This is a genomic window from Mesorhizobium sp. B2-7-1 (assembly GCF_006440735.1).
Classification (GTDB): Bacteria; Pseudomonadota; Alphaproteobacteria; order Rhizobiales; family Rhizobiaceae; genus Mesorhizobium.
This window is the reverse complement of sequence record NZ_VFUA01000134.1, coordinates 1-15,914: the sequence shown is the minus strand read 5'-3', so window position 1 is coordinate 15,914 and position 15,914 is coordinate 1. Positions and strand designations below refer to the sequence as shown.

Below are 15,914 nucleotides of genomic sequence, written 5' to 3'. Positions count from 1 at the left end.
ATCTACACCACGGATCGTGATGGCAAGATCACTTACTTCAATGAAGCGGCGGTGCAACTGGCGGGCCGAACGCCTGTGATTGGCACCGACGAATGGTGCGTGACGTGGAAGCTCTTCTGGCCGGATGGAACGCCGCTGCCCCATGACCAGTGTCCGATGGCTGTTTCCCTGCGCGAAGGTCGGCCCATCCGGGGGTACGAAGCCGTGGCCGAACGGCCGGACGGCACCCGGGTTCCCTTCATTCCCTACCCCACGCCGATACGCGATGCTTCTGGCAACATCACCGGCGCTATAAACATGCTGGTCGATGTGAGCGAGCGCAAGCAAGCCGAAACCCAGCAGCGGATCTTGCTCGACGAGCTCAATCATCGTGTGAAGAACAATATGATGATGCTGAAGTCCCTGCTTTCGGTAGCGGCAAGGACGAGCAATAGTTCGGAGGCCCGGACCGTTCTGGACGAGGCGAGCAGGCGGGTGGCGGCCATGGCTGCCGCTCAGCGTGTCCTCTATGGCACGCCTGATGCCGTCAATTTTGGAGCCGAGCCTTTCCTGGGAGCGGTTTGCGAGACGGCAAAACAGATGTTCCCTCCAGCCGTTCAGTTGGTCTGTGACGCCGAACCAATCGACCTGCCAAACGACATCGCAATGCCGCTGGCGCTTATCATCAACGAGCTTCTGATCAACGCTGCGAAGTATGGTTTGCCCGCAGATGGGCAAGGAACCATACGCGTGTCGATCGGACGAAGCGGCGAAGACATTAGCTTGGTGGTCGAGGATGAGGGCCCGGGCTTCGAACTCAGTTCAGTGCGATCGTCTTCGTCGGGTCTGCGACTTGTCGAAGGCCTGGTGCGGCAGATCGGCGGGACGTTCGAAGTCAGCCGGCACCCGTCCAGATGCACCGTGACCTTTTGCCAGATGCCCCAGGAGACTGGCCTTGCGACCAAAAACAGCAATACCTGAGCTAAGCCGTGCGGGGGCCATCAATCCATCCTTCAAGCCTCGGGTGGTCTTCTCCCGCGATGATCTGAGCGGAGGACAGGCTGCCGGCACTCGGAGCCAGCTGATCCTGGTCGTCGAAGACGATTATCTGATCGCGCTGGACATAGAGGCCGGACTGCTAGCGGAGGGCTTTTCCCTAGCGGGCCTCGCGACCAGCGCCGATCAGGCGATAAGCATGGCGATCTCGACCAAGCCGGCCCTTGCCCTGATGGACATCCGCTTGCTTGGCAAGCGGGACGGCGTCGATGCGGCCCTGGAGTTGTATCGAGAGCTGGGTATCCGGTGCATCTTTACGACTGCACATGGCGATCGCGACGTGCGGCTCCGAGCGGAAGCGGCCAAGCCGCTCGGCTGGGTGCAGAAGCCATACTCGATAGCGACCCTGATTACCGCAATCCGAAATGGCTTCGACGAGATCGAAAAGCAGCGCTGAAAGATGGGGAGCGACGACGGTGGACCGCTCCCGGTGCCAATGATGGGAGCTGGCCTAGTCTGCCGAATCCTGTGTCACCCCAGAGCGGACCCGGCTCTTAGACTCCTGAATTGTGATTCGCGGAACTGCCTCTGACCTCCCAACGACGCTGACCGAAAAAGCACAGTGAGGCTAAACGCTAAACGTCCGCTTTTCGCCATTTCACCGTCTGATCTGCCGTTCCGGTTTAGGCCCCAATCGAGACAGTTGACGCCTTAAACTAGGCCGCAGCGCAGGCTGCTCGGTGCAGTGCGGGCCGAGCCACGCTGTTTTGGGGCTTTGCTCCGCCCGTCGTTGGCCACGTGGCGCTACGTTGCTGTCCGTTTCGCTCTTCATCCCGTTCCGCACCGAACGCCTGGTTCCCCTTCGCGGCCCACAGGTCTCGCGCATGCTCGCGTTCATGGCTCTGCAGCTTGGCGGCAATCCATAGCATCGCTCCGTAAGGCGAGGTTCACGCCATCTTCAGGCAACCGTTTGATCTACTTGCGGAAACGGTCGCAGCCGGAGCAGCGATAGGCGCACAGCGGAGAGCTTTATCGACAGGGAGTCCAGTTTGGCTGGGGTTCCTGGAAGCTTTTCGAACTTTCTGCGTCGCGCCTCAGCCCGAAATGCGGTTGCTTATGGACAAAGTGGGATACTAGATTCGGTTTTTGAATAGCTTTGAAGGCATCGACTTCTGGCAAGTGCGCCATGGCGCGTCAGCACGACTCCAAGTGTGCTACGTTTTGAACGGAAGCTTTGCGCCTCACATATTCGTTCAGGGCAGCAAAGCACTGATCCCAAAACCGGTCATCGATGAGCGAGCGCGAACTGCAACGCATTGAGTGTTGTCGAGGGTTATAGAGCTACGGATGACCGCGTTACAACCGTTTCGTGCGACCCGATTCTTCTCTGTAACCATCATGCAGCAGCGCGGCTGAAGCGGTTGATCATGAAATCGTCGAGCGGCGTTTCGCAACGGTCGGTCGCGATGAGCTCGGCCATGGCGTCGCCCACGCCCGGACCAAGCTGGAAGCCATGTCCGCTGAAGCCGAAGGCGTGGAACAGGCCTGGCGTCGTTGCCGAGCGGCCCATGACCGGCAGCATGTCCCTGATATAGCCCTCGCAGCCGGACCATGTACGGATGACCGCGACCCGCGCGATTGCCGGCAACAACCGCGCGACGGCGCGCAATTGCAGGGGAAGGCGCATGGGATCGGCGGCCGCATGGCCGGGATCGAGGTTCACCGACACCCTTTCGGCGGCGCCGCCGAAAACGATGTTGCCCCGCTCGACCTGACGCAAATAGGCGCCATGGTCCTTGTCGCGCGTCCAGATGCCGACCACCGGCAGAATCCGATGCGGCAGCGGCTCGGTCACACCCATCTGCGGACCGCGGGCGTCGAGCGGGACCTCTTCGCCAAACTGTGCGGCAATGCGCGCGCCCCAGGCTCCGGCGGTGTTGAGCAGGCACTCGGCGGCGAATGCACCCTTCGAACTGGTGACAAGGAAACCAGAACCCGTGTGGGTGATCTTCTCGACCTCAGCTCCCTCGATGATTTGCGCCCCCAGTTTGCGGGCCGCCTCGGCAAAGGCGGGTGCGATCAGCCGTGGATTGCCGCTGCCATCTTGCGGAGAGAACGACGCTCCGATCGAGTCAGGGCCGAGGCCGGGAAACCGGGAACGGATCTCACGCGGGCCGAGTTCTTCCAGCTCAAGCCCCCACGGCCGCGCGGCTTGGGCATAGGCCCGCATATCGGCAAGGCTTCCTTCATCGAAGATCAGCCGGATATGGCCGGTGGCGCGGAACTCGACGTCGCGGCCAAGCATCTCTTCAGCCTCGCCCCACAGCCTGAGCGAGCGGTGGGCCAGCGGAAGCTGGGACAGATGGCGCCCCGTGCGCCGGATGTTGCCGAAGGAGGCGACGGTCGCCCCGGTGCCGATCCGCTTGCGCTCGACCAGCGTCACGCGCGCGCCGCGCCTCGCGAGGAAATAGGCCGAAGCCGTCCCCATCAGTCCACCGCCCAGCACGATCACGTCCATGGTTATTCCTTGTGCGGAGCGGATACTCCCTGAAGACGCCGATCTTGTCGGCACCGCTTCATTGCGTCAAAGATGAGTTTGGACAACAGCCATAAGCCGAACCTATGGAGTGGCAATGCGGGCCCGTCAGCTCGAAGTGTTCATCGCCGTCATGCGCGCGGGCACCGTGACCGCCGCGGCGCGGATGCTGAACATTTCCCAACCCGCTTTGAGCCAGATCGTGATCCACACCGAGGACGAACTCGGCTTCACGCTGTTCGAGCGCGTCAAGGGCCGGCTGCGGCCGACCCCGGAGGCGCTCGAGATCTTCGCCGATGCCGAGCGGCTGTCGGCGGGGCTGGAGGGCTTGCGCCGCAAGACCACCGACCTTCGGCTGGGCCGGACGGGGCTGGTGCGGGTCGCGGCCTCGCCGCCGCCGTCCATGGCGATCTTGCCGCGCGCCTTCACCAGCTTCCGGGCGCAGCATCCCGACATTTTGCTACGGTCCCACATGGCGCCGATCGCCGCGATCATCGACATGCTGCGCGCCGGCGATGCCAGCCTCGGCGTCGCCATGGACGACCGCCTGCCTCCCGATATCGACGCGGAAGTGATCGGCAGCGTCGGCTTCTCATGCCTGCTGCCCACGGGGCATGCGTTGGCCGGGAAGACCGAGCTGACGCTCGCCGATCTCGCCGGCGAAGAGTTGATATCCTATCGCGCAAACACCCGTCCCGCCGACGAACTGGCCCACGCTGCCCGCGCGCAGGGTGTGGTGCTTTCGCCGTCGCTCGAGATCGACGTCTCCATCTCGGCCGTCGGCTTCGTCCAGGCCGGCCTGGGTGTCGCGCTCGTCGACGCGCTGCTGCCATGGCACCAGTTTGCCGGGCTTGCCGTCAGGCCGCTCGCGGCGGGGCCGGAATTTCCGATCGCGCTGCTGACCTCGCGCACCCGGGCGCTTTCGCGGGCCGATGAGATGATGCGCGAGCAAGTCCGCGCGGCCTGTTCCGCCGTGCTGGGCGGTGACAGAGCAAGGGCATAAGCAAGACTTATAGTCCCGCTCGTCATACGTCTTGGACCCTGGCCATCCTGTCGTGTCAGCTTTGGTTGGCAGACAGGAAGGGACGCATCATGGATGGTGCCATCGTGGCGGACGAGGCGAGCAACGAAGCCGACTGGAAGGTCGGCGTCGATATCGGTGGCACATTCATCGATTTCTGCGCGCTCGAAGCAAATTCGGGGCGCGTCGCCTCGCTGAAAGTGCTGACGACGCCGGAAGATCCGGGTGCCGAACTGATGACGGGCCTCACGCTTCTGGCCGAGCGTGAAGGCTTTGATCCTGCCCGCATGACGCGCTTCGTGCACGGTACGACCGTTGGCATCAACACCATCATCCAGCGCAAGGGCGCACCGCTGGCGCTGTTCACCAATGCCGGCTTCGAGGACGTCATCGAACTGGCGCGGCTGCGCATGCCGGACATGTATTCGCTGTTCTGCTCGCGGCCGGACCCGCTGATATCGCGCGACATGGTTTTCGGCATTCCGGCCCGCATGCGTGCCGATGGCAGCGAGTCCCGGGCGCCGGACATGGCGGCGGTGGAAAGGGCGGTGGCGGTGGCGAAAGCGAACGGAGCGCAAGGCATCATCGTGTCCTTCCTCCATTCCTGGCGCAATGCCGCTCAGGAAGCTTCGGTGAAGGCGAGGATCACGCGTCTTGCGCCCGACCTGTTCGTCTTCTCCTCGGCCGAGGTCTGGCCGGTCATCCGTGAATATGAGCGCAGCTCGACCGCCATCCTCAACGGCTATGTCCATCCGCGCGTCTCCGGCTATCTGACGGCGTTGGAAGAGCGGCTGAAGGACCACGGTGTACCCGCCCGCCCCATGCTGACCAAATCGAATGGCGGGCTGATGAACGCTGCCGAAGGCAAGCGCGCCTGCGTGAACATGCTTTTGTCGGGGACAGCCTCCGGTGTCATGGGCGCCTCGTGGCTGGCGCGCCAGGCCGGAGAGGACAGGATCCTGACCCTCGACATTGGCGGGACCTCGGCCGATTTCGCGCTCATTATCGATGGCGAGCCGCAATTCGGCACCGGCGAACTGATCGGCGAATTTCCGCTCCATATCCCCTCCGTGTCGGTAAGCTCGATCGGTGTCGGCGGCGGCTCGATCGCCAGTGTCGATGCACAAGGGGTGCTGCGGGTCGGACCGGAATCGGCCGGTTCGACGCCAGGACCGGCGTGCTATGGTCGTGGCGGCGAGAGGCCGACGGTGACGGACGCCATGGTGGTGTGCGGATGGCTCGGTCACAGCGAGATGGCCTATGGCCAGTTGCGGATCGACACCGGCCTGGCGCATCGCGCGGTCGGCGAGCTTGCCGCCCGGCTCGACCGCCCCATCGAGCAGACCGCGCAGGCGATCCTCGACATCGCGGTGTCGGAGATGTTCGTCGAGGTCGAGAAGCTTGCCTCGCGCGCCGGCGTGGACTTGCGCGATTTCACGCTGATGCCCTTCGGCGGCGGCGGGCCGATGCTGGGCGCATTCCTTGCCCGCGAACTCGGCATGAAGCGCGTCATGGCGCCCCGCCGGCCCGGTGTGGTGTCGGCGCTGGGCGGACTGGTGGCGGATTTGCGCGGGGACTTCATTCGCACCATCTTCAGCCCGCTGTCTGGCGTGGCGCTTGCCGGAATTCGCGAAGCCTTCGAGGCGTTGGCGCGCGAGGGCCGCGACTGGCTCGCGGCGCAGGGGCACGATGCGGCGGCGGAGCTCAGTCTCACCTGCGACATGCGCTATGTCGGGCAGAGTTATGAGATCGAGGTCGTCCTTCAGCCGGAATGGCTGGCGGAGGGCAATGTGGCCGCCATCGCGCAGGCCTTCCACCTCACCCATGAGCGGCTCTACGATTTCCACGACCCGGAGGGCGGGATCGAACTTGTGAATGTCCGGCTATCGGCCATAGGCGCAGGGCCGAAACTCTCCTTCCCGGAAATCGACGAGGTCGATGCTCCGGCCATTCCGGCGCGCCGGCTCTCCGTCTACACGGGAGCGAGCGTCGAGACTGTCGACCTCCACGACCGGCAAGCCCTCGTGCCGGGCAGCATGTTTCACGGGCCTGCCGTGGTCGTTCAGGAAGACACCACCTTTGCCATTCCCGCGGGAGCGCAGGCAAGGGTCGACCGCCATCTCAACCTTTTGCTGACCTTCCCGGAGTGATGCCTTGTTTGACCGGACAAACCTTCAGGTTCTGGCGAACCATGCCCGCGCGGCCGCAGAGAACATGGCGCACACGCTGCACCGCACCGCGCACTCCGCCTTCGTCAAGGAGACGCAGGACTTTACCGTGATGCTGATGGACCGTTCAGGCGCGACCTTCGCCGTGCCGATGGAGCTCGGCGCCACCTGGTATCCGGGGCTTTCGTATCACCGCGCGATCGCGATGGTCGATGACTACCGGCCGGGAGATATTGCCTTCACCAACGATCCCTATTCCGGACACGTCGCCACGCACGCGCCCGACACGCATCTTTGGAAGCCGGTCTTCGTCGATGGCGAGATCGTCGCCTGGACCGGCGGGCATATCCACAACACCGATATGGGTGGCGCCGTGCCGGCTTCGCTCAGCCGGGCGCTGACCGAAATCCATCAGGAAGGCATCCGCTTTCCCCCGATGAAGCTGGTGAGAGAGGGCGTCTTCGACGAGACGATCCTGCGGATCATGAGCACCAATGTGCGCAAGCCCGACCTCAACATCGGCGACATCAAGGCGCTGGTCGGCGCGCTCAACACCGGCGAGCGCAAGATCCAGGCAATGGTGAGGAAGTTCGGCAAGGCAGGCTTCATCGAAGGCGTTTCCGCTCTTCTCGACCAGGCGGAAGCGCAGGCGCGCGACGTGCTGCGCTCCATGCCCGACGGCACATGGGATTTCTGCGACTATGCCGATGAGGATTCCGTCGAGGCCAATCCGTGCCGGCTGAAGCTGACGCTGACGATCAAGGGCGACGAGGCGGTGCTCGACTTCACCGGCTCCGATCCGCAGCTCGGCTCCTCGCTCAACGTGCCTTCGGGCGGTGACCCGCGACACACCATGCTGCTGGTTGGCGTCTACTACGTGCTCTACACGCTCAACCCGAAGATCCTGCTCAACACCGGCCTTACCCGGCCGTTTACCTGCATCACGCCCCGGGGCTCCGTGCTGAACCCGGTACACCCCGCCGCCGTGGGCATGCGCTCGCTCACCTGCGCCCGGCTGCGGTCGGTCATCTTCGGCGCCTTCTCGCAAACGGTGCCGGAGCGCCTGCCAGCAGCTCCGGCCGGCAACAACTGCATCGTCAATGTCATGACCACGGACGAGCGCACTTACCGGACCGTCATCACGGCGGTGAATCCCGTGGTCGGCGGCGGCGGGGCGATGCCGCATCGCGACGGAACCAATGGATCGGGCGCGGATGCCGCCTATCTCAAGAACACGCCGATCGAGATCACCGAGACCGAGACCCCGGTCGAATTCGTGAAATACGGGCTCGCCAGGGATAGCGGCGGGGCGGGGCGTTGGCGCGGCGGGTTGGCGACCGAAATGGCCTTCCGTGTCTTTGCCCCCGATTCCAGGATCACGGCGCGCAACCGCGACCGCAGCTTCTTTCGTCCCTGGGGCGTGCTGGGCGGCAAGGCGGCCGGCCTGTCGGACATGATCGTCAATCCAGGGACCGAGCATGAGCGGCGGCTGGGCAACATCGACACCACTGTGCTGCAGCCCGGCGACGTGCTTGAGATACGCTCCGCCGGAGGCGGCGGGCGCGGCGATCCGCATCAACGCGAACCCTGGCGGGTCGCGCAGGATGTGCGGCGCGGCTATGTCTCGCCGGCTGCGGCCGAGCACGGCTATGGCGTCGTCATCCGCGGCGGCGAGATCGACGAGCAGGCAACGGGGCAATTGCGCGCGCGGCAGGCGCCTGCCGCCGGCCATTTCCATTTCGGTCCGGAGCGCGACGGCTACGAAGCGCAGTGGACGCCGGCCGCCTATGACCGGCTCACGGCCATACTGGGAGATTTGCCGATCCACTGGCGGTTCTTCACCAAGACGGAGATCTTCCGCCGCATGAAGGGGCGTTCGGGGCCGGAAGGCGTCCAGCAGGCGTTCGACGCTGTTTGCGAACGGTTCCCGGAACTGCCTCGTCCTGGCCCGGTGCGAGAGGCGGCGGAATGATCACCGCCGGCCGCATCGTCCGGCTGGCCGAATTCGGGCGGGCGCAGCTGCATTTCTTTCTCGACGGACAGATGTGTAGCGCATTGGCGGGCGACACCGTGCTGACCGCGATGCTGGCATCAGGACACGCGCTGCGAAAATCCGAGCTCGGACCCGAGTGGCGCGCCGGGTTCTGCCTGATGGGAGCCTGCCAGGATTGCTGGATATGGCAGGACGAGGGACCGCGCATCCGCGCGTGCTCGGCCCCGATCACCGAAGGCATGCGGTTGCGCACAACGGAGCCGGAGAGCTGGCCGTGAGCGAGACCTCGCCGCGGATCGTGATCGTCGGCGCCGGTCCCGCCGGCATAAGGGCCGCGGCCATGCTGGTCGAGGCCGGGCTCCACCCGGTGGTGATCGATGAAGGGCAGCGCGCGGGCGGGCAGATCTACCGCCGCCCACCTGCCGGGTTCGTCCGCACGCCGGAGCAGCTCTACGGGTCGGAGGCGGCGAAAGCGGTCGCATTGCATGCCCTCTTCGACCGGCTGGCCGAAGAGGGGCGCCTCACCCATTGCGCGGCAAGCTCGGTCATCGCCTTGCAGGAGGGGCGGCTGCACGTGTTGGGGGAGGGCGGCGTACAGCTGGTCAGCTATGACCGCCTGATCCTTGCGACGGGCGCATCCGACCGTGTCGCTCCGGTCCCGGGCTGGCAGAGTGCCGGCGTCTACAGCCTTGGCGCGGCGCAGATCGCGCTCAAGGCGCAGGGCGTGGCGCTGGGGCAGCGCATCGTCCTGATCGGATCGGGGCCTTTGCTGACGCTGGTTGGCGCCCAACTCGTCAAGGCTGGAGCGGATGTGGTGGCGGTGCTCGACACCTCTTCCCGGCGCCAGCAGATGCGGGGACTCTGGGACCTTGCCGCCCGGCCGCTGGTCGCGCTGCGCGGTCTCGCCCTGCGGGCGAGGCTCGGCGGCCGCTATCATGCCGGCGTGACGCTCGAACGGATCGAGGCCGACGGCAAAGGTGTCACCGCGATCCGCTGGCACGACGCCGGCGGCAGGGAACATCTCACGCTATGCGACACGATAGGCATGGGCTGGCACTTGCGGGCCGAGACGCATCTCGCCGACCTGGCGGGATGTGCCTTCATTTATCACGAGCAGTGGCGGCAATGGCTGCCAAAGACCGATGAGATGGGCCGCGCCGGCAACGGAGTCTATCTTGCGGGCGATGGAGTTCGTCTTCTGGGAGCAGACGGCGCGGAGATCGCGGGGCGTCTTGCCGCGGTGGCGTGCCTTGCCGATCTCGGATTTCCAGCGCCCTCCACCGCGTCCGATTTGCGCAAAGTCGCACGGCTCGAACGCTTTGCCCGCGGCCTGGCTCGCGCCTTTCCCTGGCCGACGGCGATGGCGCGGGCACTCCCCGACGACGCGGTCGTCTGCCGCTGCGAGAACGTGACCGCCGCGGCCCTACGCCAGAGCACTGATTTCGGCGGTAGCGAAGCCAACAGGGTGAAATCGCTGTCGCGCGTCGGCATGGGGCGATGCCAGGGGCGCTATTGTCAGCTGGCCGCCGTCGAACTCATCGCGGCGCAGACCGGCTGCACGCCTGGCGCTGTTGGTCGGTTCCGCGGGCAAGCGCCTGTCCGCCCGGCGCCTATCGGCGCCTTTCTGCGGGACGGCTGATGCGATTCTGGGCCGACCTGGTATGTCTGCCTGTATCACGTCTAGAAGTCGGCGACCTTCCCCCAAGACGAAGCGTCGAAGCGCCTGGGATCATAGGATTGCGGATCGACAATCGGTTTGGAGCCGGTCATCAGATCGGCGACGAGATGCCCGGCGCCGGGTCCGATGCCGAAGCCATGCCCCGAGAACCCGGCAGCCAAAAAGAAACCCGGAACGATATGGATCTCGCCAATGGCAGGCACACCGTCGGGCGTGCTGTCGATGTAGCCGGCCCAGGTCGCGCTGATCCTGGTCTGGCGCAGTGCCGGCAGCAGCTCGAGCGCCCGGGCGTGGGCCAGGCGGATGGTCGCCTGGTCCGGAACCGGGTCGAGGATGCGCATCCGCTCCATCGGTGTCGGCTGGTCGAGCCGCCAGTGTCGGAGCGTTTCGTGACCCGAGCGCATGCCCTGCAGGCCGCCAGGCGCGAGGCTGCGCCACCGCTTCAGGAACATCGGCAGGAACTGCGAGGAGAAGCGCAACTGCTGCGGCGTAACGTCCACGCGCCCGCGTCCGCTTATGGCGAGCGTGTAGCCGCCGTCGCCGCGACGCGTGACCGAGATCCCTTTCGTGTGCAGCGCATCCGGCAGACCTTCCGCGCCTGGCGAGACGGACAGAATGGACGAGCGGATCGACGCCTGCGGAAAACGGAAACCGAACTGCCGGCAAAAGGAGGAGGCCCAGGCACCGCCGGCCAGCACAGCCATCTTGGTCCGGATCGTTCCGCTTTCGGTGACCACGCCGCTCAGGCGGCCGCCTTCGGTCTCGATACCGCGCGCGGCGCAATTCTGGTGCACGGAGCCGCCAAGCTTGAGGATGGCGCGGGCGACCGCGGGTGCTGCCCGCGACGGATCGGCGGTGCCGTCGGTGGGCGAGAAGACGCCGCCCTTCCATGTCCGGCCGGTGGCGCGGCCCCGCTCGCAGGCCTCGGCGCCGTCGAGCATATGCGTCGTGACGCCAGCCGTTTTGGCGAAGTCACGCCAGCGCACCCAGCCGGCCAGTTCCGCATCGTCGTTGCTGAGATAGAGCAGGCCGCAGCGGCGAAAGCCGGTTTCTTCGCCAGTCTCTGCCGCAAAGCTGCCCCACAGGTCGATGCTTCTTGTCGCCATCGGCAACTCGCGCGCGTCGCGGTTCTGCTGGCGGCACCATCCCCAGTTCCTGGAAGACTGCTCGGCGCCGATGCGTCCCTTTTCGACGAGCGCCACCTTCATGCCGCGCCGTGCCAGGTAGTAGGCCGCGAAGATACCGACGATGCCGCCGCCGATCACCACCGCGTCCGCGATCCGTGGCAGGTCTCCGGATGTCTCGATTTTCTGTAGGGGTGCGCGCATGGTCTCTCTGCCTTGACGCGCCAATTTAACGCGTTGCGCAGGCAGCCGCTGCCGCAGTTGCGGCCGAAGCAGAATTTTATTCCGGCAACGCAGTCAAAATCGGGAGCCGCTGCGTTTCAAAGCGCTCTCCGCTTGGATGGACAGGCCAACGGGCCGTGGTAGTGTCAATGTCTATGAGCAAGGCAGCATTTTGTGCTGCGGCATGTTCTGCGGAGACGACAGTGAAACTGGATCGGATCGATATCAAGATTCTGTACGAGTTGCAGAAGAATGGCCGCATCACCAACGTGGAACTGGCTGATCTGGTGCACCTGTCGCCAAGCCCGTGCCTGATGCGGGTCAAGAGACTGCAATCGGAGGGCTACATCGAGGGCTATTCCGCGCAGATCAATATCGGCAAGCTCGGCCAGACGCTGACCGTGTTTACCGAAATCACCTTGAAGAACCATCGCCAGGTGGATTTCGCCCGCTTTCTCGCCGTGGTTGAGAAGATCGACCAGGTCATCGAATGCCACCTCGTGTCGGGTGGCTACGACTATTTGATGAAATTCGTGGCCGCCGGCATCGGCGAGTATCAGGAGATCATGGAGCGGCTGAGCGACATGGATATCGGCATCGACAAGTATTTCAGCTTCGTGGTGCTGAAATCTCCCATCGTCAAGGCGCACATGCCGTTGCCCAGCCTGTTCCCGATGTAGTCCGCGGCGACCGCGCCGCGCTTGTCGCCTGCGGCCCGCTACAAGGCGTCCGGCCGCAATATCGGGTGCAGTGCCTTCAATTCGGCTTGCATCTCGGCGATCATCCAGGCGCGGATATCGGCGACGACAGGCCGTACCGGCCTTGAGCGCGGCGCTATCAGCTGATGGATCCGACCCGTCTTGATCTGCCTGTCCGAGGCCGGGACAAGGGTTCCCTGAAGCAATGCCCTTGAAACGTTGCTGAGCCAGCCGAGCGCCACGCCTTCCCCGTTCATCGCGGCTTGAAGCACGACCGCGTAGTCCGAGAATTCGAGCCACTTTGCCCTGCTGGTCTTGCGGTCCGCCACACTGCCCCAGGCGTCCAGCCACTGCTCCTTGGCGTCGGTCAGGTGAAGCAAGGCATGACCTTCCCCGGTTCCGGCATGGATCAGCCGGCCGTGGGCCGACAAATAGGATGGGCTGCACACCGGAACGATGATCTCCGGCGAGAATGCCCAATGGTGATAGTGGGTGTCGTCATCAGCCAGGATTCTCGTGGCAAGGTCGACAGTCTCGGCGGGTCCTCGCAGAACGCCCGCGATCAGTTCGAACCTCAGGTCGACGTCAGGAAACCTGGTGTTGAATGCCCCTAACCTCGGAACGAACCAATAGGTTGCCAGAGAACTCGAAAGGGAAAGAGTCACCACCGGCTTTGCAGCGCTGTTCTGCTTGATCCTGCGGATCGCCTCCGCAATGCCGTCAAATCCCTCCCGCACCGCCGAATAGAGGGCACGTCCGTCCGGGGTCGGGGTCAACCCCGCAGGACCCCGCGTGAAAAGAGCAACACCAAAATCGGCCTCGAGCTGGGCAATGCTGCGGCTGATCGATGGTTGCGTGACGTTGAACTCGCGCGCCGCTGCCGTGAAGCTACCCGACCGGACAGCAGCTTCGAAGACGAGCAGTCCGCGCGCGGAAGGAACGAGTTTTGCGAAACCAGCCATACGCCCAGCGTATAGCCACCCCAACAATTTACAAGCTTTCTACGATCTCGGAAATGGCGAAGTATAACCCTGATGAATGGGGAGCAGGACGTGAAGGCAGCGGCATCTCAAGCGGGCAGCACATCCAGCGATCCTCTGCTTCAGCCGTTTCGGCTCAAGGGTCTGACGCTGCGCAACCGCGTCGTCAGCACCAGCCATGCCTCGATGCTGGACGATGGCGGCCTGCCGCTCGAGCGCTACCAACGCTACCACGAGGAGAAAGCGCGCGGCGGCCTGGCGATGACCATGGTGGGCGGCTCGGCCATGACGTCGCCCGACTCGAGCTGGGGCGGCGGTCAGCTGGACCTCTCGACCGACCGCATCGTGCCTCATCTCCAGTCGCTGTCGCAGCGGGTGCATCGCCATGGCGCTGCCATCATGTGCCAGGTCTCACACCTTGGCCGACGCGCTACCGCCTATGCCGGAAACTGGCTGCCGCCGGTGGCGCCGTCACGCGTTCGCGAGACGCGGAACCGGAATTTTCCAAAGGAGATGGACGCCGCCGACATCGACAGGATCATCAAGGATTACGCCAGTGCCGCTAGGCGCTGCGTGGACGGCGGTCTGGACGGCGTCGAAACCGTCACCGGCGGCCATCTGATCGGGCAATTCCTCTCGCTCAGAACCAACAGGCGCACGGATGGCTTCGGCGGCTCGCTGGAAAACCGCGCACGCTTCGGCCTGATGGTTCACGAGGCGATCCGCCGCGCGGTGGGCGACGACTTCGCTGTCGGCATCCGGTTCGTGATCGACGAGGCGGTCGAGGATGGCTCGGATTTCGAGGAATGCCTTGCCTTCGCCAGGCTGTTCGAGCGGGAAGGCCATATCGACTTCTTCAACTGCATCTTTGGCCGCATGGACACCGATCTGTCGCTGGCTGAGCAGAACATGCCCGGCATGTTCAGCCAGAGCGCGCCGTTCTTGCCGCTGGTCGGACAGTTCAAACGGGAAACCAGGCTGCCCGTGATCCATGCCGCAGGCATTCGGGACATAGCGACGGCCCGCCATGCCATCCGCGAGAACCTTGTCGACCTGGTCGGCATGACCCGAGCGCATATTGCCGACCCCCATATCGTCAACAAGGTGATGCGCGGCGAAGAAGAACGCATTCGCCCGTGTGTCGGCGCGTCCTACTGCCTCTACAAGAAGGTGCAGTGCATTCACAACCCGGCCAGCGGCCATGAAACGATCATCAGCCATACCATCATGCGGGCTGAAACGCCGAAACGGGTGGTCGTGATCGGCGGTGGCCCGAGCGGGATGGAAGCGGCAAGGGTCGCCGCCGAGCGCGGCCACAGAGTGAGCCTGCTCGAAGCTGGGGCGCGGCTTGGTGGGCAAGTGCTCATCGCGGCCTCGGCGTCCGATCGCAAGGATCTCATCGGCATAGTCGACTGGCGCGTAGACGAACTCGCGCGGCTTGGAGTGGAAGTCCGTCTCAACACCTATGCGGAGGCAGAAATCGTCATTGCTGCGGAACCGGACGCGGTCATCGTCGCCACCGGCGGCGTTCCGGATATGGAACGGCTGGAGGGTGCTGAACATTGCGACAGCGTATGGGACGTCCTGACCGGGGTCGTGCCGGCGAAGGACGATGTGCTGATCTACGACGAGACCGGACGCCAGGCCGCAATTTCCTGCGCCCTGCATCTCGCCCAACACGGGCGCGTGGTCAGCCTGGCCATAGCGGACGACACGCTGGCGATCGAGACGCCCTATCCGGACCGGGTGAGTTTCCGCAAACGCGCCTCGGAACGCGGCATCCGCGTCGTCAGCGATATGCGTCTGGTCAAGGCAGCGCGCCAGGGCAACGGCATCGCCGCCACGTTCCGGCATGAACTCACCGGTGCGGAAACAGAAATGACCGCGGCCCAACTCATTGTCGAGCGCGGCACCGTGCCCATGGAGGATACCTACCAGGAACTGCGTGCGCGCTCCGCCAACAACGGCGTCACCGACATAGCGCTGATGACGGGAACGGCAACGAAGCGGGACAATGGTCCGCAAGCTGCCGGATCGTTCGTCTTGCACCGCATTGGAGACGCAGTGGCCAGCCGGGACATCTACTCGTCGATCTACGAGGCCTACCGGCTCTGCTCGCAATTGTAGATGGGGCCATGAAACTCGATCGGATCGACATCAAGATTCTGTACGAGCTGCAGAAGAACGGCCGCATCACAAATGTGGAGTTGGCCGAACGGGTCAATCTCTCTCCCAGCCCCTGCCTGATGCGGGTAAAGAAGCTGCATGCCGAAGGCTATATCGTGCGCTATTCGGCGCAGATCGACATCGCAAAGCTGGGGCGGACGCTCACCGTCTTCACGGAAATCACGCTCAAGAACCATCGACAGATCGACTTCGCGCGTTTCCTTGCCGCCGTCGACAAGGTTGATGCGGCCGTCGAATGCCACCGCGTTTCCGCCCGCTACGACTATTTGATGAAATTCGTGGCCGCCGGCATCGGCGAGTATCAGGAGATCATGGAGCGGCTGAGCGACATG

Annotated in this window: 13 protein-coding genes and 1 pseudogene; 10 read left to right on the top strand and 4 right to left on the bottom strand. The window is 64.4% G+C overall.

All coding sequences use genetic code 11. From position 1 onward, the window contains the following. On the top strand, positions 1–960 hold a 960-nt coding region (locus FJ471_RS30950; RefSeq protein WP_140809132.1), incomplete at its 5' end, for a histidine kinase dimerization/phosphoacceptor domain -containing protein. Next, positions 935–1,432, top strand: coding sequence for a response regulator (locus FJ471_RS30945; RefSeq protein WP_246684877.1), 498 nt, complete (start codon positions 935–937; stop codon positions 1,430–1,432). The genes FJ471_RS30950 and FJ471_RS30945, both read left to right, overlap by 26 nt. Positions 1,433–1,799: 367 nt before the next feature. Here FJ471_RS30945 and traD read toward each other — a convergent pair. Continuing rightward, positions 1,800–1,913, bottom strand: a pseudogene (gene traD / locus FJ471_RS35440) (conjugal transfer protein TraD); the annotation flags it as partial. 458 nt (positions 1,914–2,371) lie between these two features. Then, a complete protein-coding gene (locus FJ471_RS30935) occupies positions 2,372–3,493 on the bottom strand; it encodes an FAD-dependent oxidoreductase (protein ID WP_140809128.1) in 1,122 nt (373 codons plus the stop codon). A 115-nt stretch (positions 3,494–3,608) separates the two neighbouring features. Between FJ471_RS30935 and FJ471_RS30930 the strand changes: the two genes are divergently transcribed. The 5 genes from FJ471_RS30930 (at position 3,609) to FJ471_RS30910 (ending at position 10,332) form a co-directional block, all read left to right on the top strand. Further along, the gene (locus tag FJ471_RS30930) at positions 3,609–4,514 is read left to right on the top strand and encodes a LysR family transcriptional regulator (protein WP_140663722.1); all 906 of its coding nucleotides are present in this window, start codon (positions 3,609–3,611) and stop codon (positions 4,512–4,514) included. Positions 4,515–4,603: 89 nt separating this feature from the next. Next, entirely contained in the window at positions 4,604–6,682 is a 2,079-nt protein-coding gene (locus FJ471_RS30925; RefSeq protein WP_140809126.1) for a hydantoinase/oxoprolinase family protein, read from the top strand. A 4-nt stretch (positions 6,683–6,686) separates the two neighbouring features. After that, complete coding sequence (locus FJ471_RS30920) at positions 6,687–8,672, top strand: hydantoinase B/oxoprolinase family protein (protein ID WP_140809124.1); 1,986 nt, start codon at positions 6,687–6,689, stop codon at positions 8,670–8,672. Then, a complete protein-coding gene (locus tag FJ471_RS30915; RefSeq protein ID WP_140809122.1) occupies positions 8,669–8,971 on the top strand; it encodes a (2Fe-2S)-binding protein in 303 nt (100 codons plus the stop codon). The genes FJ471_RS30920 and FJ471_RS30915 overlap by 4 nt, the downstream gene beginning before the upstream one ends. Continuing rightward, on the top strand, positions 8,968–10,332 hold the full coding sequence (locus tag FJ471_RS30910; protein ID WP_140809120.1) for an FAD/NAD(P)-binding oxidoreductase: 1,365 nt from the start codon (positions 8,968–8,970) through the stop codon (positions 10,330–10,332). Before FJ471_RS30915 ends, FJ471_RS30910 begins: the two co-directional genes overlap by 4 nt. A gap of 41 nt (positions 10,333–10,373) precedes the next feature. Here FJ471_RS30910 and FJ471_RS30905 read toward each other — a convergent pair whose 3' ends face one another. Continuing rightward, on the bottom strand, positions 10,374–11,699 hold the full coding sequence (locus tag FJ471_RS30905; protein WP_140663714.1) for an FAD-binding oxidoreductase: 1,326 nt from the start codon (positions 11,697–11,699) through the stop codon (positions 10,374–10,376). Between the two features lie 221 nt (positions 11,700–11,920). Here FJ471_RS30905 and FJ471_RS30900 point away from each other — a divergent pair, with 221 nt between their 5' ends. Then, positions 11,921–12,397, top strand: a complete 477-nt coding sequence (locus FJ471_RS30900; RefSeq protein WP_140809118.1) for an Lrp/AsnC family transcriptional regulator — start codon at positions 11,921–11,923, stop codon at positions 12,395–12,397. A gap of 38 nt (positions 12,398–12,435) precedes the next feature. On the opposite strand, the gene FJ471_RS30895 is transcribed toward FJ471_RS30900, so the two are convergent. Then, positions 12,436–13,377, bottom strand: coding sequence for a LysR substrate-binding domain-containing protein (locus FJ471_RS30895; protein ID WP_140809116.1), 942 nt, complete (start codon positions 13,375–13,377; stop codon positions 12,436–12,438). A 72-nt stretch (positions 13,378–13,449) separates the two neighbouring features. Here FJ471_RS30895 and FJ471_RS30890 point away from each other — a divergent pair, with 72 nt between their 5' ends. Both FJ471_RS30890 and FJ471_RS30885 read left to right on the top strand, forming a co-directional pair. Then, positions 13,450–15,522, top strand: coding sequence for an NADH:flavin oxidoreductase (locus FJ471_RS30890; protein WP_140809114.1), 2,073 nt, complete (start codon positions 13,450–13,452; stop codon positions 15,520–15,522). 8 nt (positions 15,523–15,530) lie between these two features. Next, positions 15,531–15,914 (top strand): winged helix-turn-helix transcriptional regulator (locus FJ471_RS30885; RefSeq protein WP_140809112.1); only part of this gene is annotated, 384 nt, incomplete at its 3' end.